Annotated in this window: 22 protein-coding genes; 8 read left to right on the top strand and 14 right to left on the bottom strand. The window is 39.0% G+C overall.

Annotation, left to right across the window (positions count from 1 at the left end; genetic code table 11):
• Positions 1-28 precede the first annotated feature (28 nt).
• The 3 genes from G4Z02_RS07410 to G4Z02_RS07400 all read left to right on the top strand — a co-directional run bounded on the left by G4Z02_RS07410 (position 29) and on the right by G4Z02_RS07400 (position 1,514).
• On the top strand, positions 29-304 hold the full coding sequence (locus G4Z02_RS07410; protein WP_258877376.1) for a hypothetical protein: 276 nt from the start codon (positions 29-31) through the stop codon (positions 302-304).
• On the top strand, positions 304-924 hold the full coding sequence (locus G4Z02_RS07405) for a ferric reductase-like transmembrane domain-containing protein (protein ID WP_258877375.1): 621 nt from the start codon (positions 304-306) through the stop codon (positions 922-924). The genes G4Z02_RS07410 and G4Z02_RS07405 overlap by 1 nt, the downstream gene beginning before the upstream one ends.
• 71 nt (positions 925-995) lie before the next feature.
• Entirely contained in the window at positions 996-1,514 is a 519-nt protein-coding gene (locus G4Z02_RS07400) for a GNAT family N-acetyltransferase (RefSeq protein ID WP_258877374.1), read from the top strand.
• A gap of 12 nt (positions 1,515-1,526) precedes the next feature.
• Here G4Z02_RS07400 and G4Z02_RS07395 read toward each other — a convergent pair whose 3' ends face one another.
• From G4Z02_RS07395 to rlmN, 6 genes are all read right to left on the bottom strand, one after another.
• Positions 1,527-2,555, bottom strand: coding sequence for an LLM class flavin-dependent oxidoreductase (locus G4Z02_RS07395; RefSeq protein WP_258877373.1), 1,029 nt, complete (start codon positions 2,553-2,555; stop codon positions 1,527-1,529).
• Positions 2,556-2,652: 97 nt separating this feature from the next.
• Complete coding sequence (locus tag G4Z02_RS07390; RefSeq protein ID WP_258877372.1) at positions 2,653-3,555, bottom strand: DMT family transporter; 903 nt, start codon at positions 3,553-3,555, stop codon at positions 2,653-2,655.
• Between the two features lie 83 nt (positions 3,556-3,638).
• The gene (locus G4Z02_RS07385; protein WP_258877371.1) at positions 3,639-6,008 is read right to left on the bottom strand and encodes an ABC transporter permease; all 2,370 of its coding nucleotides are present in this window, start codon (positions 6,006-6,008) and stop codon (positions 3,639-3,641) included.
• 2 nt (positions 6,009-6,010) lie between these two features.
• Complete coding sequence (locus tag G4Z02_RS07380; protein ID WP_258877370.1) at positions 6,011-6,712, bottom strand: ABC transporter ATP-binding protein; 702 nt, start codon at positions 6,710-6,712, stop codon at positions 6,011-6,013.
• Entirely contained in the window at positions 6,702-7,331 is a 630-nt protein-coding gene (locus G4Z02_RS07375; RefSeq protein ID WP_258877369.1) for a TetR/AcrR family transcriptional regulator, read from the bottom strand. The genes G4Z02_RS07380 and G4Z02_RS07375 overlap by 11 nt, the downstream gene beginning before the upstream one ends.
• An 87-nt stretch (positions 7,332-7,418) precedes the next feature.
• Positions 7,419-8,450, bottom strand: a complete 1,032-nt coding sequence (gene rlmN, locus G4Z02_RS07370) for a dual-specificity RNA methyltransferase RlmN (RefSeq protein ID WP_258877368.1) — start codon at positions 8,448-8,450, stop codon at positions 7,419-7,421.
• Positions 8,451-8,547: 97 nt separating this feature from the next.
• Here rlmN and G4Z02_RS07365 point away from each other — a divergent pair, with 97 nt between their 5' ends.
• Entirely contained in the window at positions 8,548-8,967 is a 420-nt protein-coding gene (locus G4Z02_RS07365; protein ID WP_258877367.1) for a flavodoxin family protein, read from the top strand.
• A gap of 21 nt (positions 8,968-8,988) precedes the next feature.
• On the opposite strand, the gene G4Z02_RS07360 is transcribed toward G4Z02_RS07365, so the two are convergent.
• Positions 8,989-9,672, bottom strand: coding sequence for an SOS response-associated peptidase (locus G4Z02_RS07360; protein WP_258877366.1), 684 nt, complete (start codon positions 9,670-9,672; stop codon positions 8,989-8,991).
• Positions 9,673-9,860: 188 nt separating this feature from the next.
• On the opposite strand from G4Z02_RS07360, the gene pdxS reads away from it, so the two are divergent.
• The 3 genes from pdxS (at position 9,861) to pdxR (ending at position 12,717) form a co-directional block, all read left to right on the top strand.
• Positions 9,861-10,736, top strand: a complete 876-nt coding sequence (gene pdxS, locus G4Z02_RS07355; RefSeq protein ID WP_258878712.1) for a pyridoxal 5'-phosphate synthase lyase subunit PdxS — start codon at positions 9,861-9,863, stop codon at positions 10,734-10,736.
• A 52-nt stretch (positions 10,737-10,788) separates the two neighbouring features.
• Positions 10,789-11,304: a pyridoxal 5'-phosphate synthase glutaminase subunit PdxT gene (gene pdxT / locus G4Z02_RS07350; RefSeq protein ID WP_258878711.1), complete on the top strand. Its 516-nt coding sequence runs from the start codon at positions 10,789-10,791 to the stop codon at positions 11,302-11,304.
• Positions 11,305-11,415: 111 nt separating this feature from the next.
• The gene (pdxR, locus tag G4Z02_RS07345) at positions 11,416-12,717 is read left to right on the top strand and encodes a MocR-like pyridoxine biosynthesis transcription factor PdxR (RefSeq protein ID WP_258877365.1); all 1,302 of its coding nucleotides are present in this window, start codon (positions 11,416-11,418) and stop codon (positions 12,715-12,717) included.
• 20 nt (positions 12,718-12,737) lie between these two features.
• Here pdxR and G4Z02_RS07340 read toward each other — a convergent pair whose 3' ends face one another.
• The 5 genes from G4Z02_RS07340 to pheS all read right to left on the bottom strand — a co-directional run bounded on the left by G4Z02_RS07340 (position 12,738) and on the right by pheS (position 17,811).
• Complete coding sequence (locus tag G4Z02_RS07340) at positions 12,738-13,274, bottom strand: DUF2812 domain-containing protein (RefSeq protein ID WP_258877364.1); 537 nt, start codon at positions 13,272-13,274, stop codon at positions 12,738-12,740.
• Entirely contained in the window at positions 13,271-13,597 is a 327-nt protein-coding gene (locus G4Z02_RS07335; protein WP_258877363.1) for a PadR family transcriptional regulator, read from the bottom strand. Before G4Z02_RS07335 ends, G4Z02_RS07340 begins: the two co-directional genes overlap by 4 nt.
• A 109-nt stretch (positions 13,598-13,706) precedes the next feature.
• Entirely contained in the window at positions 13,707-16,067 is a 2,361-nt protein-coding gene (pheT, locus tag G4Z02_RS07330; protein ID WP_258877362.1) for a phenylalanine--tRNA ligase subunit beta, read from the bottom strand.
• Positions 16,064-16,774: an alpha/beta hydrolase gene (locus G4Z02_RS07325; RefSeq protein WP_258877361.1), complete on the bottom strand. Its 711-nt coding sequence runs from the start codon at positions 16,772-16,774 to the stop codon at positions 16,064-16,066. Before G4Z02_RS07325 ends, pheT begins: the two co-directional genes overlap by 4 nt.
• Positions 16,774-17,811, bottom strand: coding sequence for a phenylalanine--tRNA ligase subunit alpha (gene pheS, locus G4Z02_RS07320; protein ID WP_258877360.1), 1,038 nt, complete (start codon positions 17,809-17,811; stop codon positions 16,774-16,776). The genes G4Z02_RS07325 and pheS overlap by 1 nt, the downstream gene beginning before the upstream one ends.
• Positions 17,812-18,246: 435 nt before the next feature.
• Between pheS and G4Z02_RS07315 the strand changes: the two genes are divergently transcribed.
• On the top strand, positions 18,247-19,713 hold the full coding sequence (locus tag G4Z02_RS07315) for a WG repeat-containing protein (RefSeq protein WP_258877359.1): 1,467 nt from the start codon (positions 18,247-18,249) through the stop codon (positions 19,711-19,713).
• 27 nt (positions 19,714-19,740) lie between these two features.
• Here the strand turns inward: G4Z02_RS07315 and G4Z02_RS07310 are convergent, their stop codons facing one another.
• Complete coding sequence (locus G4Z02_RS07310; RefSeq protein ID WP_258877358.1) at positions 19,741-20,484, bottom strand: Bax inhibitor-1/YccA family protein; 744 nt, start codon at positions 20,482-20,484, stop codon at positions 19,741-19,743.
• A 13-nt stretch (positions 20,485-20,497) separates the two neighbouring features.
• The gene (locus G4Z02_RS07305; protein ID WP_258877357.1) at positions 20,498-24,940 is read right to left on the bottom strand and encodes a PolC-type DNA polymerase III; all 4,443 of its coding nucleotides are present in this window, start codon (positions 24,938-24,940) and stop codon (positions 20,498-20,500) included.
• Positions 24,941-25,023 lie beyond the last annotated feature (83 nt).

Genomic DNA, 25,023 nt, shown 5'->3' with positions numbered 1-25,023 from the left:
ATATTTGTATACGAAGGAGTTGGTTTGCATGAAAACCGTCATTGTTTTCGGATTTTTATTAGTATTAACAGGTTTTACGATGTTAACAACGGATACCTCGACGCCACTGGGTGTCGACTCTATCGCCGGAGCTAGTACACTTGAAACAAGAATTGATGGAGTTGCCTCATCTTCGATATCCTCGTCATTTTCCCTTAATAGTTTGGCTGGAGTTTCGACACTATTTTATGATGATGATTATGATGATGACGATTATGAGGAACAAGAAGACGAATGGGAGTGGGAATGGGAGGATGATGATTAATGATTGTTATATTGTATAGTACGATTATCCTTTTTATTGTGTCCATCTTGTTCTCAAAAGAGATTCACAAACACAATACAACACTTTACGCAATGGCGATTGTCGTTGTGTTGTTTACCACAAGAGAAGTTCCAAACATTGTCAATCTCGGATATGTCCCCATTGCGTTCTTTATCGTTGTTCTATTCAGTGGTCTTTTGGAACGTAATACTGTTCGCAAAAAACTATTTACTGTTCGTGCCGAACTAGCCATAATCGGTAGCATTTTAATGTTTCCTCACGCATTTGGATACGTCGAATATTACCTTATGGAGTTATTGTATGGATCGGTGACATTATCGTTTCTTCTAGGACTGTTGGCGTACCTGATGATGATTCCTTTATTCATCACCAGTTTCCAAAAAGTACGACGTAAAATGTCGTATAAAACCTGGAAAACACTGCACAAAACTGCTTATGTGTTCTTTCTCCTCGTTGGACTGCATGTCATCCTAATCGCCAATGAAAATCAGCTATTGTATATCGCATTGTTCGGATTCTACTTTACGATGCGCTTCATTACGTCCATTCAAAGTAACCGACATAAACAATACAAGCAACAATCACTGAAAACGACATAAACAGTAAAGTTGTCCATTACATTATCCTCTCATATGTCGTATAATGAAGCTATCAACAAGGGAGGTATCACATGGATCTAACCACTTTGCAATCAAAACGCTTAACATTTCAACCATTTAACGCGCATGATTTTGAAGACTTATATCGGATATTATCCAACCAACAAACATGTCAGTATTTACCAGGAGGTAAACCCTACACAGAAGAGCAAGTTCACAAGTGGTTGAACTATTTTATAAATAGTTTTTCCATCGACAAAAGACATGTTGTTTATGCCATTCGACTTCACAATGATTTACGTATTATCGGATACTGTGGATGCAACTTCGTTCCCGAATTCAATACCAACGAAATTAAGTATATTCTGCATCCTGATTACTTTGGGTATGGTTACGCAACCGAAGCCGCTTTGATGATGAAACAAGTCGCATCAACATTTGATTTCACCACCCTTGTCGGACTAGCAGATATTCGCAACATCGCTAGTCAGCGTGTACTAGAGAAAATTGGATATATCTATCAAAAGACCATTGACATATGGGGCGAAACCATGAAATATTATGAACTACCAATACAAAAAAACGAGTGAAATTCACTCGTTTTATTGTATTAATGGTCGAACTTTTGTCGCAAACAATTCAATCGTTTGCAGGACTTTCTCATGTTCCATGAATCCAATTGGTACATGAAGCGCAAAGCGATTCACACCCAATTGATTTTTCAATAAAGATATCTTTCTTGCAACATATTCTGGCGTACCAACATAAAGCGCTCCCGCCATACTAATCGCATGTTCATATGTTCGTTTTGTATAGGGACCCCATCCGCGCTCACGACCAATTTTACTCATCATTGGTTCAATGGACGGGAAAAAGTCTTCAACAGCTTTATCTTGATCCATATCAATATATCCGTGGGAATGAATACTAATAAACATCTCATCTTTTGGATGACCTGACTCGATATACACTTCTTTATACAAGTCAATTAACGGTTTAAACCGAAGTGGTTCCCCACCAATAATCGCAATAAACAATGGCAGTCCTAATTTTGCAGCGCGAATAACACTACTTCTCGTGCCACCGACCGCAACGCTAATCCGAAGCGGTTGTTCTGTTCGGGGATATACACCAAGGTTATCTATCGATGAGCGCATCTCGCCATCATACGACACAATCTCTTGATCACGAATTTGCAATAACAGGCGTAACTTCTCATCGTACAGTTGATCATAATCTTTCAAATCAAATCCAAACAACGGAAACGATTCGATAAACGATCCACGTCCAGCCATAATTTCTGCTCGTCCGTTGGACAAGGCATTTAAGGTGGCGAAATTTTGGTACACGCGAACTGGATCCTCACTACTAAGAACCGTCACCGCACTACCAAGGATAATATTCTTGGTATTTCTTGCCGCAGCTGCTAAAATCATATGAGGTGCACTTGCAGCAAAATCTTTCCGATGATGTTCACCAACACCGAAATAATCCAATCCTAAACGATCGGCTAGTTCAATTTCTTCCACAACATCACGAATTCGCTCATCATACGATATCGTTTTGTTGGTTTTGGGATTTGGTACAACTTCTGCGAATGTTGTAATCCCTAATTCAAATTTCTTTTTCATTGAGTTCTCCTTTCACAAGGATTCACAATTAACCACATTCATATTGTACTAAAACATGACGATTCCACCAATCAATACGCAATCAAAAAGCAGGATGTCATCCTGCTTGTTTTGTTTTGTTTCGTTGTTTGAATAGATTACCACCTGTTTCACTGAGTACAATGCCTCCGAAGACCAAAATCATTCCAATGAGAAGCGTAATTGAGAACGGTTCACTGTAAAACAACATGGCAAATATCGGACCAAACACACTTTCTGTCGATATTAGGATTGCCGCCTCCGTCGGATTCGTATACTTTTGTCCAAACGCTTGCATTGTGAACGCTAAGAAAGATGCCGTAAAACCGAGTAATAATCCAACACCATATAAGTTAAATCGATCGTCATATCCCCGAGCTATGGTTGGAAATCCATCACCAAGAATCATGATGGTTGTGATAAACACAGAAAAGACAAACAATTGAACCGCAAGCAAGACAAACAAATCATGCTTTTTCGTTTGATGTCCTAATATAAAGATGTGAATCGCCCAAAATACCGCACCTAAAAAGGTTAATACATCTCCGATTCCAATGGTGAACTCGGTAAAATCAACCGATATAATGACAATCCCAGCCATCGTAATTAGCGCTGCCATAATGGTGTTACGCGGTACTTTTATTCGATCAAAGAGATAGACAATCAGGGGTAAGATTACAATGTATCCCGCAGTGATAATCGCATTATTGGAAGCCGTTGTATATTCCAAACCCCAGGTTTGAAAGAAAAATCCAAAGAACAAAAATACACCGAGAATTAATCCCTGTTTTATAACAACACGATTTGCTTTTATAATTCGCTTGAAGTAAAACAATGTAATAAATACAAAAGCTGAAACAAACCGCACAAAAAGCAATTGAACATCCGTCCAACCACTGTCCAATATGTATTTGTTTCCAATAAATCCAAACCCCCAAATAAGGCCTGCTGTGATCAAGACAACCCGTGCAATATTTCTCATTGTATGACCTCGTTTTCTAAACAATATAATTGTATCATTTTTCGGAATGGATACAACAAAAAAAACTACCAAATGGTAGTTTTTTATACTTGATACATTTTCATCGCTTCCTGTAAGCTGATTTTATCCAAATGACGTTTCGCGACAATGGCACCGATGTAAAAAATAATCACATATAGTCCAACACCGACAAAGATATGCCACAACTGAACGTCAAAGGGCATGATGACACTGTATACTTGTGCCATGAGTCGTTCCATGAGTGAAAACGCAAGAATGGCGATTGGTATTGTCACAACAAAGATACCAAAACCGTATATAAAATAGCCGCCAAGAATCATTTTGTTGATTTCTTGTTTATTATAGCCAATCACTTTAAATAACGAGATATTGTAGAAATTATCTTCAATGGTCATCACAGTTAGAATATAGACAATAATTGCTCCTAAGATAAATGAAACACCCGTTAATATATAGGTTATCATGTTCATCATATTTGACATGCTTTGTGATTGATCAACGACATCTTGATTGCTGACAACGATGAGGAAATCGTTGTCATGAAGTTCCTCTTCTGAGTATATCGCATTGTAAAAATCAGTGTCTGTATTATCTGTTAGCAAGTTTGATAATGTAGTCTTATCGATATAAGCTTTTCCAGTATATTCGTACGAAACATTGATGATTGTTGTCGATAATGTTTCACCAGCAATCTCCACATCAATCTCGTCTCCAACCTTGAATCCACCCAGTAGTCGTAAGGATTCGGAAATGACAAGTCCATCTTCGATGTCTGAAGTAATCGTCTCACCCTTCTTATTGAGTAATGGATGAAGACTAGATTCCGGTGACAATCCAACGAGATAAGCATCTTCCTGATCGACGAGTACACTCGGTAATTCAATGACCTCTTCTTGTGTCCCCTCTGCCTCGAGACAAGGCGTCACATAATCACAATAGCCAATATAATTGTGATGGGTGTTGTCATAATAGGTATTAATGGAGCGATCAAAGATACCAATCATACTCAAACTTAGATAAATGAGAAATGCCGCATAAAACATCCCCATCACAAAGACCAGTAATTTTACAAAGTTGCGAAACAATAATATACTTTGAATTTTATGAATGATGTTGAGTCGTTTCAGTAGTGGGGAAACCCTCTTTGTGATGAAACTAGCACTCTTGGATATTTGTGGATTTAAGAGTTCTACCGGTTTTTTACTGAGGATTTGTTTAATAACAAGATACCCGACCAACATAATAAATCCCAGTGGAACAAGTACAGCAATCATAAATGTTACAAGATTTAACTCGATTGGTTCACTTGGTAATAAATAAAACAGTAGATACATGTTTCGTAAGGGTTCAGCACCCAAGGTACCGAGGTAGTACCCCATTAAAATGGCTGGCAATGATAACATCCCAATAAAGAAGATATAGGGTTTCGCTATTTGGGTATTCGTATACCCCATCGATTTCAATATCCCGATTGGTCCTCGTTGCGACTGCAATACTTTCGACACCATGATACCAACAATTAAGATTGCAATGGAAGCAATTAAAATCGATAACCCGAGGCCCATCACTTGGCCCCCTTCGATTTCACCATAGATTGCTCCACTTCGCATATTATTCACCGTTAAAACAATACTAGTGATGAATGGCAAATTGTCATTACCAGGATAATCTTTGATCACGGTATCGGTAAATTCTTGATCCGTCATTCCTGCTTGATACGCACCCATCCAATCAAATCCAACGTACTCGGATAATTGTTCAAACCCCTGATCCGTCATCAAGGCAATTGTCTGTGTCTGATTATCAAAAATAAAGTCATTGGATAGAAGCGCTAACGAATAGTCGGGAAAGAGTACAAATCCGGTAATCGTATAGGTCGTATCATTTAGAGTAAACGAATCACCAATCTCTAGATTATTTAATGATGCATAGATTTCAGAGATGGCAATGTCGTCGTTGTTTGTTGGTTTTGTCCCTTTTACGATATAGGACAGATTAATCTCTTGAGAATCCTTTAAGACCCGTAATCGGTGCGAGTCCCCTTGTAAGTCATAAAAGACATTTTTATACTCCCGTAATTCGATGGTAATTCCGCTGTACTCATGTAGAATCAATTGCTTCCGTTGGTTGATAATATCATAAAAACAATCAGCATTGACTTGTTCTAAGGCGCTTAATGTATAGAGTTCTTGCGTTACACCGCAAGTTCCTATGACATAGGTAAATTCATCCTCTAATAATAAATCCGCCATTGATATGGCAAAGGCTTCTTGATTCTTATCATCAAAATACGCCTCTGTCGCATCTTGAATCCCTGTTACACCATAATCCATTGTGGTATAGATAAAGCTACTAAGGGTAATCATGATCCCTAGTAACAGTAATTGAACATATTGTTTTTTTAACGTTCGAAGTACGTTACGAAATAACATGATTAACCCCAAACAATATCGCTGGCACGTTTTTTGTTCGCATTGGTTATCACCTCAACGACCTGACCGCTATTTAGTTTGACAATGCGATCAGCGATGACACCAATATTGGGATTATGCGTAATCAATACCACGGTTGTTTGAAAGGTTTCGTTTAGTTGCTGGATCACACTTAAAATCTCTTTGGCATTGTCTTCATCAAGAGCTCCTGTCGGTTCGTCACAAAACATGATTTTTGGTTTTTTAACCACTGCCCGTGCGATACTCACCCGTTGTTGTTCCCCACCACTTAGCTGATAGGGATACTTATCAATATTCGGTGTCAACCCCACTTGTTCAACAATTTCTTCTACCGTAAACGGATCTTGGGATACTTCCCGTCCCACTTCGACATTTTCACGAACGCTTAATGTTTGTAATAAATTATATTGTTGAAAGATAAAGCCTAAATTATTCCGTCGAAACTTTGTCAGTTGCTTGCTGTTCATCGAACTAATCACATCGTTATCAATGGTAATCGTTCCACTCGTAGGATTATCTAGTCCACTACATACATTTAACAGTGTGCTTTTCCCACTTCCTGAAGGGCCTAATAAGACAATTACTTCGCCATCATTAATAGTTAAATCGACATCTTTCAACGCGACGGTTTCCACTTCACCAGTCGTATAGATTTTTGTAACTTGTTCCAATTTAATTCCCATGTTCTCCTCCTTGGCAATACCCCTGTAATAAGAGGTCTAGTTTCGTTCGTATATTGTGTTTCATATCATCTTTTGTTACTTCTTTCTCGTATAGATAGATTAAGAATTCATACATAACAACACCATAAATCATCTCACTTAACAGTCGGGGATTCACCTCTTTAATGACATGATGTGTTTGTAATCTCGTCAAAAATTGTTCCATCTCTTCAATGTACTTAAAGTCTAACTCAGCAAACCGTTTGAACTGTTTCGGATGCTTTTTCGCCATCCGAACCGATGCCATCATCAACTCGGTTAAAATTGGTTTGGGTAAACGCAACATCATCTTCATTAGTTTTTCCAAATGTTTCATAATCGCATCGACAAGATGTTCATCCAAATTGACATCAAACGTAAGTGTTCCATTCTCAAGGATAAACTGTTCACTGAACACTTCTAGGAACAAATGCGTCTTCGAATCAAAGTAATTAAACAATGTTCCCTCTGCAATCCCAACTTCTTTCGCAATTGCTTTGGTCGATACATGTTCAAATCCTGCTTCCTGAAACTTCACACTTGCTACTTCTAAAATGTCATTACGGATGCGTGCTTGATCTTCTTTTGATATTCTAGCCATGGTTCCTCCTTTCAAAATGAGTGTACTTATATGAGTTCACTCATATTATATATCATTTTCCTCTCTAACGCAAACAAAAACGAGAATCTACTCGATTCTCGTTAATTTTTTACTGCGTAATTGGCCACATGCAGCATCGATGTCGCCACCCTTTTCATGTCGTAACGTTGCCGTTATGCCCTGATCCATCAGTCGTTTATGAAACGCTCTTGCAACCGCTTCTTCCGTTCCTTGATAGGAGAATTCATCCACGGGATTATACCGAATTAAATTCACATAACAGTTCATCCCCCGAAGCAACTGAACCAACTCATCCGCATGCCACAGTTGATCATTGACACCTTGTAATAATATGTATTCAAATGTTATTCGACGATTGGTTTTTTCGACATATTCTTTCGCTGCTTCAATCACATCTACAAGCGGATACACTTTATTGATTTTCATGATACTAGTGCGCATATTATCGTTGGATGCATGCAAACTAATCGCCAAATTTACTTGTTTGGGTTCATTACTAAACTGTCTAATTTTCGGGACAATACCACTCGTTGATACCGTGATATGTCTTGCCCCAATTTCAAGCCCATGGGGGCTATTAATAATATCGATGAAAGCCATGGTATTCTCATAATTATCAAACGGTTCACCAATACCCATAACGACAACATGACTAACACGCTCTTGCGAAACATCTTGCACCTTCACTACTTGAGCAACAATTTCACCTGCCGTTAAATCGCGTTTTTTCTTCTGCAAACCCGATGCACAAAACGTACAGCCAATATTGCACCCAAGTTGCGTTGTGACACAGACACTATTGCCATAATTATGACGCATTAGCACTGTTTCAATTATGTTTCCATCGTCGAGTTCAAACAAGAATTTTTCCGTCCCATCATGACTAACTTGATGCTGGTTGACGACTACCTCCGAAAACCACATATGCTTGTTTAAAAACTGACGTAATGTCTTACTCAGGTTTGTCATCTTATCATTGTCTTGTACTCGTTTCTTGTATACCCAATCGAACAACTGCTTCGCATTAAACGCTTTAAAACCATGCTTCAACAATTCTTCGGTTAATCCATCAAGGGTATAATCATAAAAGTTATTCATTGTATCACGTCCAATAAAAGTATTATACCAAAAATCTAAAAAATGTATACGGAAAGCATCATATTTGCTATAATCAAAATAGAACAGGAGGGAAACTATGAACGCCATTATTGTCCACTCACTCAGCAAACATAAACGAAGCCTCACCATTGCCAAAGCATTTGAGGGTGATGTATTTGAGATAAAACCTGCAAAAACACCACCAAAATGGTACCCATTCCAGTTATTATTATACGGTTTTTTAACAGTATCCAACAAAGAAGTTGCCTATCAACCGCTCGACATCGATTTTAAAAAATACGATCATATCATCTTAATATCCCCCGTATGGGCCGGTCGTGTCAATGCATTCATGCGCACATTTCTTAAAGAACATGTCTTCCATGATAAAAACGTAACCATTATCGGTTCTTGCGACGGTGGATACAAACACTATTTCGAGAGTTTCAAAGGATTAATTGATGGGTGCAATACCATCGTTGACAAACAAATATACGTAAAAGGTGTTAAACAATAACCAGATTCCAAGAATCTGGTTTTATTTTTGTAATGGAATCATACATTCTATCGAATCATTCTTCACACTATTTACCATTGTACTAACAGGATACATCATCATTTGATCACTATCATACGGATGGATTAATTCTTTAACATCACCTATTGGTGTACTACTATCCAGCCATGTCATCGCATCTTCTACACTCAATATCGCAGGCATCCGATCATGAACATCTTCCATTAAAGAGTTGCTCGATGTCGTGACGATGGTCGTTGTAAATAGTGCCGAACCGTCTTCTTGTATCGTTCGGCTCCACAAACCGGCTAGCAAAAACATCCGTTGATCATTCATTTGAATACACATCGGTTGTTTACTCGATCCGACTCGTTTCCACTCATAAAAAGCATCGGCAAGCAAAACACATCGCTTCTGTTGAAACGATTCTTTAAAGGAAGGCTTTTTATCTATCGTTTCTCCTCGTGCGTTGATCATTTTATAACCACTATTAGAATCCTTGCTCCAAGATGGTACAAAGCCCCAGCGCAATGTCCCCGCACGATATTGTTTGCCATCATGAATAACACTGAGTACCTCTTGTCCCGGAGCAACATTATAGCGAGGTTCCCAATCAATCAAATCGACTTCCTGGATATCAAATGCCCCTTGCAAGAAAGATACCAATTCATCATAGGTATAACTAACAACGAACCGTCCGCACATACAATCACATCCTTCGCATCATCTACTTCCATTGTACCATAGACGTTTTATCCAGACCTAGCAAAAAGTCCTCGTTCTATATTGACACTAGTATGTGACCACTTTAAATCATTAAAATCTGTATCTTTATCACCAGTCAATTTGGGTATATAATATAGGTGCAAAACTGAATAGTAGGAGGTATTATGATGCAACAAGAACGTTATCAATTAAATAAAGAATTAGCTCAAATGTTAAAAGGTGGTGTCATCATGGATGTCACCAATGCAGAACAAGCAAAAATTGCGGAAGAAGCTGGTGCTTGTGCCGTAATGGCCTTAGAGCGCATTCCTGCGGATATCCGCGCTGCTGGTGGCGTATCACGCATGAGTGATCCAAAACTAATCAAAGAGATCCAAGAAGCCGTCACCATCCCCGTAATGGCAAAAGTTCGTATCGGTCATTTTGTAGAAGCACAAATATTAGAAGCCTTAGAAATCGATTACATCGATGAATCTGAAGTGCTATCTCCAGCAGACAATCAATACCATATTGATAAAACTGCTTTCAAAGTTCCCTTTGTCTGTGGTGCAAAAAACTTAGGAGAAGCACTCCGTCGTATCAATGAAGGTGCTGCCATGATCCGTACCAAAGGCGAACCTGGAACTGGAGACGTTGTCCAAGCAGTAACCCACATGCGATTAATACAATCGCAAATGCGCGCAGTAAAAGGATTACGTCAAGATGAATTATTTGATAAAGCCAAAGAACTACAAGTCCCTTATGATTTATTATTATATGTTCACGAACATGGCACATTACCTGTCGTTAATTTTGCTGCCGGTGGAGTGGCAACTCCTGCCGATGCGGCACTGATGATGCAACTCGGTGCAGAAGGTGTCTTTGTGGGATCAGGAATCTTTAAATCAGGAAATCCAGCACAACGTGCAAAAGCCATTGTACAAGCCGTTACAAACTATACAGATGCCACATTGTTAGCAACCGTTTCTGAAGGCCTTGGTGAAGCAATGGTGGGCATTAACGAAGAAGAAATTGCATTGTTGATGCGGAATCGTGGCGAATAAACCAACCATCGGTATCCTCGCCTTGCAAGGAGCCTTCATCGAACATACGAAGATGCTTCATCGACTTGGTGTTGATTCCTTTGAGATACGACAGAAAAAAGACTTATTATTACCAATGGATGGTATCATTTTACCAGGTGGTGAAAGCACCACCATGTTTAAATTGTTAAACGATCTTGATATGACAACAACCATAAAAGAACTTATCCAAAATGGTCTACCGACCTTTGGCACATGTGCCGGAATGCTGTTATTGGCCAAAACGGTTGATAATTATCATTCTGACTTTCTTGGAACAATGAACATCGCGGTAAAGAAAAACGCCTACGGACGACAACTAGGTAGTTTCCGCACGACGGGAACGTTCGCTTCAACCCAGAATGTACCATTCGTGTTCATCCGTGCTCCACATGTAACCGAATATGGTGATACGGTTGAAGTCCTATCTATCGTGAACGATAAAATCGTTGCCGTACGTGAACACAATCAATTAGCAACTGCATTTCATCCCGAATTAACAACCGATACATCCATCCATCAATATTTTATTGACATGTGTCAACAATAAACCACCGAATGGTGGTTTTTTTATTCGTCCTTTTAGAATCTATGATTTCGTATTATAATAGAAGTGTGCATATTATAAAAAATAAAATAATGAAAATATAGAGGTGGTCACATGTCATCGATAAACATTCCCTTATATCAAGCGTTATATGAAGATATAAAAGACAAGATTATTCATAACGAACTGAAGAAAAATAATAAATTGGAGAGTATACGTTCGTTGTCAAAACGAATGGACATTTCCACAACTACTGTTGAAAAAGCCTACAATCAACTCGTTGTCGAAGGCTATATCAAAAGCGTTCCAAGAAGTGGGTTTATTGTTATGGATGTTCATAATCTTGACAAGGGTAAATTTCATCCTTATGTCGATCCCATTGAACACCCCGTAAAGGAAAACAACAAACTGACAACTGATTTATTTGACATCAAATCGTATAAAGCCACCGTAAACAAAGTATTTAACTATCAAAGTGATTTACTGTTCACCAATCTTGATCCTCGCGGAGAAGAACCTTTACGTGAAGAAATCAGGAAGTATATTTTGAAAGAACGCGATGTAAAATGCGATGTCAATCAAATCATTATAGGTCCAGGGATTCAGTCATTACTACAAATCTTACTGAGCATTACCCATAAGAAGACGGTGACCTATCTCGCACCAGAGTTTAAGAAAGCAATGAATATTTTCCGTAGTTTTGGTTATACCTTAAAACCACGGCAATCAACAACTGAAATTGCACGTTTAAAAGCTGATTTCTTATATATTTCCCCTAGCAATATCTACCCCACAGGTGAGGTATTAAAGGCCCAAGAACGGAACAAGATAATCACATGGGCACATCGTAATGATTCGTACATTATCGAAGATGATTACAATTTCTTCATCCGTTATAACAGTTACAGTGTTCCATCGATACACAGTTATGATAACGGCGAACGGGTCATCTACATTGGTTCGTTTAGTAAATCCATCATCCCGTCCATCCGTGTTAGTTATATGGTCCTTCCCATCTCGCTATACAACATCTACAAAGAACGCTACAATGATTTCAGTCAAGGGGTATCCAAACTCGAACAATTATCGCTTGCACAGTTTATGAAAGAAGGACTATTTCAACGTCACACCAAAAAACTGTACAACTTGTATAAAGAGAAAAATGAAATCATGAAACAAGCTCTTAATAAGCATAATCGCCACAAATCATTTGGCATTCGAGGTACGGACAGCAATCTCCACGTTGTACTAGATTTTACCACCAAAAAACATATGAACACCTTCATAAAAAACTGTGATCGTCACCATTTACAGTACGAGATTATTCAACATTCAAACAGCGTCATCTTCCCTTATTCAGGGATTAGCAACCATGACATCCCGCGTTTGGTTAAAACCCTCTTTTATAACATGTAAAAAGGCAGCTCAGCTGCCTTTTATTGTGAAATATGATTGCGATACTTACGATAACTATGAACTACATGTAACACCGATAATCCATGAAGAATGATAAATATCACGGTGATGATTCGGAAGAAATAATAAAACGTAAAAGGTTGCATGTCTTCTGGTGCTTGACTAGGAAAGATCACAAAAATATTGATGTATAACGGTAATCCAACAATCCCCAAAAATGCGAGTAATCGGCCAAACATTTGTCGTTTAGAATCATTATCACTATAGAGCGATTCAGATTCCCCCGCTACTCGTTCTTTATAGAAATAAAACCAAGCGCCATAATTATCCGCTAGTTCCCAGTCTTCTGTAAGACTTAAATAATCATCAATGGTCTTTTTATTCACAATTTGAAAATCCATATCATAGATTACGTCTTTGGGTTCACTCTGGTAAAACTCGTACTTCCCTAACCGAACCTTATCTAAAAACCATCCTTGTTTCGCCATGTCTTCAAGAAATGCTCGTTCCTCCTCAATCTGCCATGCAAAATACAATTTGCGAACAACTTTTTTCATTTTGATACACCTCGTTTTCCATTCGCGACCATTTCTTCAAGTCGCCGTAGTTCATAGTCTAATAAATCACGTCCGAGTGGCGTTATTCGATAGACCTTCTTTTTTTTATTGTCTTCTTCTTCATGATCTAATTCAATTAACTGATACTTCTGCAAACTTGTCAACACACCATATAACGTACCCGCAGCTAATATGAGTCTACCCGATGTCATTTCCTCCACTTTTTTGATGATTCCATATCCGTGCAATGGCTCATTTAGTGCAAGTAAAGTATAATAAGTAGCTTCTGTGAGTGGTGTAAGTTTTAGGATTTTCGTTGTCATCGTATTCCTCCTTTTATATCGGCTCTCGATATATCGTACATCTATATATTACATAATATCTCGTCTATTGTCAAGTATAAAAAAATCGACCGAAGTCGATTTTTTATCATTATCGTAATTCTGCTTTTAGTTTTGCTTTCAAAACACCTAAAATTTCATGAACTCGTGTGTCAACCTCTTTGGTTTCAAGCGTCCGTTTGGGATCACTGAACACCAATCGAATCGCAACCGATTTTTGATAATCTTCTAGGGGTTTTCCGCGATATACATCAAAGATTTCACTTTGAATCAGCATTCGTTTCCCAGCTTTGTTGACAACTTGAAGCAGTTCACTTGCTAAGACGTTTTCATCAACAACGACGGCGATATCTCGTTCGACATCTGGGAATTTATTGATATCTTGTAATCGTTTCACCTTGCGCTGACGTGTAAATAGTTCTTGAACATCCAGTTGGAAGACATAGGTGTTACTGAGGTTGTGCTGTTTCTCATATTCTGGGTGAAGTTTTCCGATGAATCCGACAACACCATGATAATCTCTAATGTATGCACTCTGACCAGGATGTAAATTGGCATAATCTCCCATCGGTACAAATTCTAAATGTCCGAGGTACATAGATTCAAACATCGCATTTAGTAACCCTTTTACCGTATAGAAGTTAACCGTTTCAACCTCTTGATTCCACCTTGTAGACGACAGGGTACCCGTAAGTGTACCACAGAGAACTTCCGTCTCTTCATGATTGTATTGTTTCCCGAGTTCAAACAAGAACAAGTCCGTATTTTTTCGGGCGATATTGTATTCTAAGACATCAATCATACCGACAAGCGGCGACATTGTCAACGTCGACTTATCCTGACTCATCGGCGACAAAACGCTGGTGTGTTTGGTGGGCTCTTTACTGAATTCGTTAACGCGTTCTTCAGGAACCAAACTGTATGTAATCACTTCGTTTAACCCAAGTGCAGTACACTGTTTTTTCAGCTGACGTTTAAATTTTTGAAGGTCGGTTAACGATCCTTTTGAAACGGTTTGTGGTAATGTTAATGGCAATTTATCATACCCGTAGATACGTCCAATTTCTTCAATAATATCTTGATAGGTTTCCATATCTTGACGTCTCGATGGAATTGTTACGTGGAATGTATTGTTCGTCGTAGTTGTTTTAAACTGTAAACGATGTAAGATTTCTGATACTTCCTCAGATGATAAATTGGTTCCAAGGTTACCATTAATCGTATCTAGAGTCATTTCAATGATCGGTTCGGTATAATCCACATTGTCCACTTTTGCAATGCCTTTATATACTTGTCCAGACGCGTATTGTTGGAACAAGGAAGTCGCCATTTCAAGAGCTAGAATTGTGCGTTTCGGATCCACTTTACGCTCAAAACGCAAGGATGCTTCACTGCGTAAATCCAAACGATTGGATGTTTTTCGAATATGAACAGGGTTAAAAACTGCGCTCTCTAGTAATATCCGTTTTGTTGCAGCTCCGATTTCCGTTTCCGCACCACCCATCACTCCACCAAGAGCAACGCTTTTTTTGTCATTGGTGATCACGATATCATCAGTCGTTAGCGTGCGTACTTGCTCATCGAGTGTTTTCAGGGTTTCTCCACTATTGGCCATCCGAACACTAATTGTATCACTATTCAGCAAGTCATAATCAAACGCATGAAGTGGTTGTCCCGTTTCAAGTAGTACATAGTTTGTGATATCGACAACGTTATTAATTGGCCGCATTCCCGCCGCAATTAAGCGCGATTGCATCCAACGTGGTGATGGTTTAATTTCGACATCCTTTAACATGCGTGCATAATACGACATACAGTTTGGCGTGTCCAAACGAATCGATACGGGAATTGGTTCATCCATCTCTTGTACAGTAAATGTACGATCTTTGAGGGGTAGATTTAGAATGGCTGCAGTATCATACGCTACGCCCATCACACTAAGTAAGTCCATTCGATTTGGCGTTAAATCCAAGGCCATGACTTCATCGTCAAGTTCTAAAATATCAATCGGATTATCTCCTGGCTTACAGTGTTCTTTGATTACGTGAATCCCATCGGCATTAACAAATTTCTTATCGATACCGAGTTCAGCCAAACTACAAATCATTCCGTTGGACTCGACGCCACGAATCGTTGATTTTTTGATTTTAAAATCACCTGGCAATACAGCTCCCGGTTTTGATACGATAACATACTGTCCTTGATCAACATTTGGAGCACCACAAACAATTTGGCTGATTTCACCACCAATATCCACTTGACATACACTTAATTTATCGGCATCGGGGTGCGATGTTTTCTCTTGCACGTATCCAACAACCAAATGAGATGCATCTACAAGACGATACGCTTCTTCCACTTCCGCACTATGGGTGTTGAATAATGCACTTAGTTCTTGAACAGAAATGGTTACATCCACCCATTCCTTTAAATGGTTCATCGATACTTTCACGATAATTCCTCCTCTAAAAATTCTTTGATGATGGCCGTCACATCATCACGTACTTTGCGATCAAAGAATAAGAAGTGGCTTGACGCCACCGGTACTCGACGGAATACCTCATGTTGCATCGTACGCTCAATTTGATCAATGGATTTCTTTTTAACGAGTTCGTCATTCAAGGTTTCAATGATCATCGTTGGTTTATCAATCATTTTCAAGTACCGTTTGGTGTAATGCAAATACATTTGTAAATGCCACACGTGGATTTTTGGCACACGAATAAACCGCTTTATAAACTCTTTGTAAAAAATTTGCTGGACTCGTGTTAATAACTTTGGCACAGCCAAACTTTCTGATAATCCAGTTAAAAATTTGCGATAGTTCGGGTTCTTGACAATTGGTGCCACCAATATCAGTTTTGACACACGTGGATTACGTGCCGCAATAATGGCAGCCGTCGATGCTCCTAAACTATATCCAATTAAATACACATGGCGAAATTCTGGTTGATTGATTAGTTCTTGTAAGGAATCGATAAATTCAATAAAATCCGTTGTTGTGGATTTGGGGAAATGTTTTCCAATAAACGCTCCAGGCATAATTCCAGGATAGAAAACAAAATACTGTTCATTTTTAACGAGTTCCTTGTACAAGGATTTTAATTCGGAGCCGTTGGTACCGGCTCCGTTTATAATCAAGACAAGATCTTTTTCCATTATTTTTTGAACTGCCGATTAAATCGAATATCGTTGGTATAAAACATCCGGATGTCATTAATACCGTATTTCAACATCGCTAGTCGTTCGACACCGATACCAAAGGCAAATCCACGATATTTTGTACTATCATAGCCACTGGCTTCCAGCACATTATTGTGCACCATCCCAGCACCTAGAATTTCAATCCAACCAGTTCCTTTACAGATATGACACCCTTTTCCGTTACAGTTGTGACAACTAACATCCACTTCAACACTTGGTTCAGTGAACGGGAAGTAAGATGGACGTAATCGAATATCTCGCCCTTCACCAAACAAGGTGTTAGCTATTTCCAACAAGGTTCCTTTTAAGTCTGCCATCGAGGTGTGCTCATCCACAACCAATCCTTCGATTTGCATAAACTGATGACTATGGGTTGCATCGTCATCATCGCGACGATACACTTTCCCCGGACAAATGATTTTAACGGGTTTTGTCCCACCATATTGCAGCATCGTTCGAACTTGCACCGGACTCGTATGCGTCCGCAACAACGTACTGTCGGAAATATAGAAACTATCTTGCATATCCCGTGCAGGATGATCTTGTGGAAGATTCAGTTTTTCAAAATTATACTCTTCTTGTTCCACTTCTGGACCTTCCATCACTTGATACCCCATACCGATCAATAAATCTTCGACATCTTCCACCATTTGGGTTAGTAAATGCGTTGTCCCAAGTTCAAATTTCTTACCAGGTAAGGTGACATCGATGGTTTCCTTATCTAGCTGTGCTTGAATCTGTGCTTGAACCAAACGCTCTCTAGCTTCATCAAGCCACTGTAAAATAACTTGTTTGGCCTCATTAACTGTTTTTCCAAACAAGGGTTTTTCGTCATTCGGTACATCTCTCATCAACTTCATAATGTCAGCAAACGGTCCTTTTTTCCCCAGGTATTTTGCTTTGACATCATTTAATTCATGCATTTTTTCAATCGCAGTAATCGCTTCTTTTGCTTCTCGTTTCAATGCATCCAATGTTGCTTTAACATCCATATTTCTCACTCCTTTTTACTATAAAAAAAGTCCGTCCTAAAACAAGGACGAACCAAACAGTCCGTGGTACCACCTTCGTTCCTAGCTATCACTAGGCACTCGAATCCGTTAACGCCGGCGACGGATGGGATTAGCATCTCTCGATAGATGAATTCCTAATCGCATTGTTCCAACACTCACACCATATTGTGTTGTTCTCTTTCAACAATCCATTTATTAGTACTACGTCTATGTCGTCAATTTCGAGTTCTATTATATAGCACATAGACGTCAATTTCAACCGAAAACCACATTTTTCTCTTTATCCAAGGTGAATTTGTTATATTTAACTCTAAATTGAAACGTTTTATACCATATGGTATAATCATTCCTAAGGAATGGAGATGCGATTCAAATCTCTACCAAAAAAAATAAACAATATCTCGGGGAGGAACCATGCGAAAAATAGTACTACTCATGATTTTAACTTCACTAAGCATCTTTCTATTAACTGGATGTAAACCAGACGATTCAAACAAACCACTTGACCTGTCTTGGGTATTACTCATTGTTGGGAGTGATGATACCTATGGTCTTATCAATCAAGAAAACGATGTTATTGTCCCATTGGAATACGACACCCTTGTTCGACTGGGAACCCATTATCTCGGTGAAAAAGATAGTACCCTCTACTTGTTTGACAAGGAAGGTAAACAATTGTTTACCCTTGATAATGCTACAGTACCCGACGACATCGATGATGTATCCCGTCGGTACCTACTAGACAACATCGATTTATCCACCTCATCGTTGATTCCATTTATTCGGAATGATCGATATGGATTTGCGGATATGAACGGTGATGTTATCATTCAACCAATCTATGTTCTCGCCGAATCATTCATGGAAGAATATGGAATTATATATGCAGTAAAAGAAGACTACACAAGAGGTTATATCGGTATTGACAACACCGAAGTCATACCGTTTGACAATATTAAATTAGGCAAACCCGTTGAAGGAATGATACAGGTAGGAAAACAACTATCCAATATTCGAATCGACTACACCTATGGCTTTTACAATACAGATGGTGAACTTGTTATTGATATTCAATACGAAGAAGTTCGAGATTTTAAAGGGGGATATTCTGTTGTTGAAATCGATAATGACCTTGGCGTTATTGACACGAATGGAAACCTTGTACTCCAAGCTGAGTATTACTCGATATTAATCTTTCCCGAAATCAAACGCATTAGTACTAGAACCACGAACGCCGAATCCATTGTATACGACTTCAGTTTTAACAGAATCGACGAATTTCCGGACAATTATCCGATGTATTTCTTTACAACTTTAGGCTACAGTAGCTTTAGTTATGATGGAAACGTTGGTCTCATTGATAAAGACGGAAATATCGTATTTGAAACTGCTGGAATCATCATCAATCGCGCCAGTACTGATGGGCATTATTATGTCGTTATTGACGATTCTAACGAGGAACGAACCTATCATTTATACAACATTGATGGAGACAAAATCATTACTCAAGATCAATACATACGAAACTATTCGGATGGTTATTTAGTAAGTGAATCAGACAGTAATACATACAGCCTTACATCCACGAATGGGGATATTGTTATCGCGGATCAGGACATGATTTATTCCATTAATGGAGGAGGATTTGGTGAGACGTTATACACCGTTATCAATCAAGGAGAACATCGGATTATCACACAAACGGGTACACCAATTAACAATCACACCTATTCGAATTCATCATTAATATGGCAACTCGGCCTATTTAGTGTTGCCCAAAATGACAAATGGGGCTACATTGACAGCAATGGCAATGAAATCATTCCATTAGAATACGATTACGTCGAAGATGGAAACAATGTTGTCCCGATGACAGAATAAAAATAAAACCGCCGATGGCGGTTTTTTTTATCGGCGATCCATGATAATGGCAAATAATCGTAAGAGTTCAATATAAAGCCATACGATTGTCACAACGAGCCCTAATGCAAGGCTCCACTCCATATTTTTCGGAGCACCAGCTTCGACAAATTTCGTAATGTTATCAAAGTCAATCAGCAAGTATAAACTACTCACGACTACACTAATGACAACCACAGCAAAATAGATGTTTTCAAAGCCACCGACAAACGATCCAGCAAATAGGAATACGATCATCATAATGATGCTGGTAAACAGCAATCCAATTAATAAACTGAACATCAATCGTCGGAAAAACGCACCAACTCGGATGATTCCTGTGGAATACAAGAACAACATCCCAAACAAGACACCAAAGGTACTTAGTACCGCCATCTGAACAATCTGATCACCAAAGTAGATTGCATATATGGTACTAATAACACCGATAAATAGACCTTCCATCAACGCATAAACAATACTGGCAAACATCGCCACTTCCGGTCGTCGATGGGCAACAATTACCGCGATAATTGCGATAATAGGGGCCAAGATTAAGGTAATGATTAATCCATTATTAAATCCAAAAGCCTGGAGGCGGATGTTGGCGTAAAACGCCACAACCGCAATAATACCTAACAAAATAGACGTTTTTGTGACCACACCAGAGTAACTAGCAGCATCACCATCATACACAGTTGCATTTCCGTAATCTGCATAGCGATATACGGGATTCATTCGTCGAAAACGCATTGGTTTTCCTCCTTTACATATCAAATAGATTCATTTGCGAATTATCCGGGAGACTGTCGAATACATCGAGCATCTCCAATTTGGTAAATAGTGTTTTAGATAACGATGTTCGTTCTTTGACATCGTCTTTTGATTTAAATGGTCCATCATCACGAGCGTTGATAATCGATTCTGCGACTTTGTAACCAAGACCATCGATGGTAATGAATGGCATAATCAAACTTTTACGATCGTCACCGATGACAAAGTCACGTGCTTGTGATTTCTCAAGATCGATATTGGCAAAATGGAATCCTCGTTTCACCATTTCTAAGGCGACTTCTAATACCGTATATAAGCGTCTATCAGTATCAGTTGCACGGTTTCCTTTCGCATCAATCTCATTCATTTTCTTCGTAATTTCGTATTCGCCACCTTTTAAGGCATAGACATCGAAGTCCGAGGCACGCTTACTGAAGTACGCACTATAGAACACAATCGGATGATAGTATTTAAACCAAGCGATGCGAAGAGCCATCATAACGTAGGCGGTCGCATGCGCTTTAGGGAACATGTATTTAATTTTCCCACAAGACCAAATATACCACGGTGGAATATTATGATCTTTCATGATTAGTTTATAGCCTTCCCATTTATCGGGGTTTGATGCGGCTTTACCGCGGCGGATAAACTCCGATATTTCAAAAGCAATGTCTTCCTTCATTTTGTTCTGGATGAGATACACCATGATGTCATCACGACAACCAATCACTTGATTAAATGGAATTTTACCAAAGTTTGTTTTTCCAGTAACCAAATCCTTGGAGTTGTTCAACCATACGTCCGTCCCATGTGATAACCCAGATATTTTTACGATATCGGCGAATGTTTTGGGGCGAGAATCTTTTAACATGTCGCGCACGAAACTCGTTCCCATTTCCGGGACCCCAAAGCTAGCAACTTCACTATTAATATCTTGTGGTGTCAACCCAATGGAGTCGGTGCTGTTGAGTAAACTATACACGTTTTTATCATCGAGCGGGATATCACGAGCATCGACAAACGGAAAATCAAGGGGGTGTTTTCGGACATAGTCCATTAAATACCGAATCATCGTCGGATCATCATGTCCTAAAACATCGAGTTTAAATAAATTATCTTCAAAGCTGTGGTAATCAAAATGCGTCGTTCGCCAGTTTGACGTGATGTCATCTGCGGGGTATTGAACCGGGGTGACGTCGGTAATTTCTTTGTAACTTGGAACAACGACAATCCCTCCAGGGTGTTGCCCGGTGGATCGTTTTACACCCGTAATATTACTGGCCATACGCTCGATTTCAGCATTTCGCATCGTCCGTCGTTTCTTTTCCAAGTATCCTTTCACATATCCAAATGCGGTTTTTTCAGCAACGGTTGATATCGTCCCAGCGCGGAACGTTCGTTCATTCCCAAAAATCGAACGAATATACTCATGAACAATCGGTTGATAATCACCGGAAAAGTTCAAATCAATATCCGGTACTTTATCGCCCTTGAATCCTAAGAAGGTTTCAAAGGGGATATTGTGCCCATCTTTGTGAAGTTCTTCCCCACATTCTGGACACACCTCATCTGGAAGATCAAATCCGGTTTCGTACTTATCGAGAATCGACTGCAATCTCATCTCGTTATCTTGTAAGCCATATTTTTGCTTCTCAGCCTTGGTCATTTTAAAACTGGAAAAATGACATTTTGGACATACATAGTGTGGTGGTAGTGGGTTTACTTCGGTAATGTTCATTAATGTCGCTACTAAACTACTACCAACACTTCCTCGGGATCCAACCAAATATCCTTCATCAAGTGATTTTTTAACGAGCAAGTGAGAAATGTAATAGACCGTTGAAAATTGATTTTCGGTAATACTTTTGATTTCTTTATTGATCCGTTCCTCGACGATTTGCGGAATATGAGTACCATAGAGTTCTTTGCTTTGATCATTGACCATTTTAATCAACGTATTTTCGATTGATGGTGTTCCATCCAACGCAAGAAAATCATCCGTTGGTGCATATAACTCGGGTGTAAAAGCCTTGACAAAATCAATTTGATTAGCGATTTTGTTGGGGTTGGTCACGACAACTTCATAAGCTAGGTCTTCTCCTAAGAATTGAAAGGTTTGAAGCATCTCTTTGGTCGTACGGAAATACTGTGATGGGATACTATCATAACGTGACAAGGGATGAAGTCCACCGCCGACAACAGGGGTCTGGACATAGATATCACGATATTTCTTGTCACTATCTAGTAGATGATATACATCCCCAGAGGCAACGACCGGTATGTCGAGCTCCTTTCCAATACGAATGATTGTGTTCATAGTGGTTTTGATGCGATCCATGGCATTGTCCATATCTTCTTCCAAGTGGACAAAATCGCTAAGAGGTTGAATTTCCAGATAGTCATAGTATGACGCAAGTTCCCGCAATTCATCCTCATCTTTGTTCAAGGCAACTTCAAAGAAATGACTATTGAGGCAGCCACTTCCAACCAAGAGTCCTTCTCTATGTTTATCGAGGACGCTTTTTAGTAAACGGGCAGCCCGGTAGTAATGGGTTGTATTCGCATCACTGACAATTTTATATAGATTCTTCAATCCCACTTGATTTTTCACAAGCAGATTAATATTCTTGCTGATGGCATGACGGTATGCACCACTCTTATCACTAAGCATATTGAGTTCATTGACACTAGTGATACCACTTCGTCTTGCCTTGCGAATCATATGCAAGAAGACTTCACTTGTTGCCTCGGTATCGTAGGTAGCACGGTGGTGCTGGACAAGATCCACTTTAAAAAACTTTGCAACAGCTTTTAAGTTGAAGCGTTTCAGTTCATCACCATAAACACTGCGAGCGATGGCCAACGTATCGATAGTTGGTAGTGGTCCATCATATAAATCATGTTGTTTCAACACATGATAGATAAAGCCCATATCAAAGTGCGCATTGTGGGCAACCATAATCGTATCCTTGAAGAATGCTTTAAAATCAACAATCACCGAATCAATGGTTGGTGCAAGTGAAACATCTGCATTGGTGATCGATGTTAATTTTGTTGTTAATAATGACAACGGCTGCTTTGGATTTACAAATGTATTGAAGCGTTCAATAACTTGGTTGTTCTGCAGTTTAATCGCTGAGATTTCAATAATCTTATCCGCCGTTGCACTGAGTCCTGTCGTTTCGATATCAAACACCGTATAAACGGCCTTGTTTAAAGGAACATCTACCGGATTCTTGACAATGTCTAACGTGCGCTCATCGACAAATGTAAACTCGGCACCATAAATCGGTTTGATACTACGATCTTTTGTCGCTTTGAAGAAATCCGGAAATGCTTGAACATTTCCATGATCGGTCAAGGCAATCGCACTATGACCCCATCGTTTCGCCGTACTGACATATTCATCAATCGACGTAATTCCATCCAATGTCGACATTTTTGAATGAAGATGTAATTCGACGCGCTTTTCGTCTTCCAAATCATGTCTGGGGTCATTTGGATTGACAATGTTTGTCCGTTGAAAAACAATAGCCGTAACGGTAACTTCATCACTGAATGAATCATGCGATGCGTTCCCTTTCACTCGAGCTAGCATACCGACTTGGGCCCCATCCATGTATTTTTTTTCATCCGCATCTTTGACAAATTTCTTTACATAGATACTATCTTGTTCATCACTGATAATAAAGGAGTATAAGTGACTACCCGAATTTAATAAACGATAATCGATTTTGGTAATTTCTCCTTCAAAACTGAACAAGGTTGAATTGTTCATGCTTTTATATTCGATTAGAGCAATTTCATCAACGGGAATATCCGATATGGTATTGACGACTTTCCGGAGAATATTGTTATTATGACTGACAAATCGCAGTTCTTCTGTTGTTTGTTCATTTTTCTGCAATACTTCATTCATAAAGGTTGATTCTTGTTGAACAATACGATCTTGAATCAATGGCTGTTCGGTACAAATACGAGTAGCCAGCAAAACATCAAAGCCCATTCGCAGCAACTCGGATTTTACTTCATACAACATATCGGTAACAAATGTTCCATCCTTCGGACAGACCACCTCAATTCGATTGCGGTCCTGTTCAATATCAAATTCAATAATAGCGTTGAATCGGGGTTTTTGGAGTGCCAATTTATGTAATACAAAATTATAGTATTCCTCTAACATCGAAAAATCATTGGCGTGATAGGTCACATTCAAATCCGCTTTGGTAATCGATGTTATTTTTTGTGGTAGTAACGTAATTCGTTTGTGAAATCGTTCGAAGTCCTCAATCGGAAGTGGATGATTGAACTCCACCTTAAAAAGCCACCGATGATCTTCATCATCGACAACAATTTCGGTTAAATCACCATCGTATTTTTCAGCTTCCTCAATTAACGATAGCTGTTCTAAGAGGTTCTTAAAATTGTCATTCATGCTGTTCACTCCAAACTAAAAATTCCACTTCATATTATATCACAATTCCCCGATGAAAACGGTATGAAACAAAAAAAAGTAGA

Origin of the sequence: Candidatus Xianfuyuplasma coldseepsis (assembly GCF_014023125.1) — a bacterium.
In the GTDB taxonomy this organism is placed as follows: domain Bacteria; phylum Bacillota_I; class Bacilli_A; order Izemoplasmatales; family Izemoplasmataceae; genus Xianfuyuplasma; species Xianfuyuplasma coldseepsis.
The sequence above is the reverse complement of the archived record's forward strand: the minus strand, read 5'-3'. Positions and strand labels throughout refer to the sequence as shown.

Coding starts and splice junctions, on each gene's coding strand:
- G4Z02_RS07375 (WP_258877369.1), bottom strand. CDS start 7,331: ATGGCTAGAATATCAAAAGAAGATCAAGCACGCATCCGTAATGACATT.
- G4Z02_RS07315 (WP_258877359.1), top strand. CDS start 18,247: ATGCGAAAAATAGTACTACTCATGATTTTAACTTCACTAAGCATCTTT.
- pdxT (WP_258878711.1), top strand. CDS start 10,789: ATGCTTCATCGACTTGGTGTTGATTCCTTTGAGATACGACAGAAAAAA.
- G4Z02_RS07410 (WP_258877376.1), top strand. CDS start 29: ATGAAAACCGTCATTGTTTTCGGATTTTTATTAGTATTAACAGGTTTT.
- G4Z02_RS07385 (WP_258877371.1), bottom strand. CDS start 6,008: ATGTTATTTCGTAACGTACTTCGAACGTTAAAAAAACAATATGTTCAA.
- G4Z02_RS07335 (WP_258877363.1), bottom strand. CDS start 13,597: ATGACAACGAAAATCCTAAAACTTACACCACTCACAGAAGCTACTTAT.
- rlmN (WP_258877368.1), bottom strand. CDS start 8,450: ATGAATAACTTTTATGATTATACCCTTGATGGATTAACCGAAGAATTG.
- G4Z02_RS07390 (WP_258877372.1), bottom strand. CDS start 3,555: ATGAGAAATATTGCACGGGTTGTCTTGATCACAGCAGGCCTTATTTGG.
- G4Z02_RS07395 (WP_258877373.1), bottom strand. CDS start 2,555: ATGAAAAAGAAATTTGAATTAGGGATTACAACATTCGCAGAAGTTGTA.
- G4Z02_RS07400 (WP_258877374.1), top strand. CDS start 996: ATGGATCTAACCACTTTGCAATCAAAACGCTTAACATTTCAACCATTT.
- pdxR (WP_258877365.1), top strand. CDS start 11,416: ATGTCATCGATAAACATTCCCTTATATCAAGCGTTATATGAAGATATA.
- G4Z02_RS07340 (WP_258877364.1), bottom strand. CDS start 13,274: ATGAAAAAAGTTGTTCGCAAATTGTATTTTGCATGGCAGATTGAGGAG.
- G4Z02_RS07405 (WP_258877375.1), top strand. CDS start 304: ATGATTGTTATATTGTATAGTACGATTATCCTTTTTATTGTGTCCATC.
- G4Z02_RS07380 (WP_258877370.1), bottom strand. CDS start 6,712: ATGGGAATTAAATTGGAACAAGTTACAAAAATCTATACGACTGGTGAA.
- G4Z02_RS07325 (WP_258877361.1), bottom strand. CDS start 16,774: ATGGAAAAAGATCTTGTCTTGATTATAAACGGAGCCGGTACCAACGGC.
- pdxS (WP_258878712.1), top strand. CDS start 9,861: ATGCAACAAGAACGTTATCAATTAAATAAAGAATTAGCTCAAATGTTA.
- G4Z02_RS07310 (WP_258877358.1), bottom strand. CDS start 20,484: ATGCGTTTTCGACGAATGAATCCCGTATATCGCTATGCAGATTACGGA.
- pheS (WP_258877360.1), bottom strand. CDS start 17,811: ATGGATGTTAAAGCAACATTGGATGCATTGAAACGAGAAGCAAAAGAA.
- G4Z02_RS07365 (WP_258877367.1), top strand. CDS start 8,548: ATGAACGCCATTATTGTCCACTCACTCAGCAAACATAAACGAAGCCTC.
- G4Z02_RS07305 (WP_258877357.1), bottom strand. CDS start 24,940: ATGAATGACAATTTTAAGAACCTCTTAGAACAGCTATCGTTAATTGAG.
- G4Z02_RS07360 (WP_258877366.1), bottom strand. CDS start 9,672: ATGTGCGGACGGTTCGTTGTTAGTTATACCTATGATGAATTGGTATCT.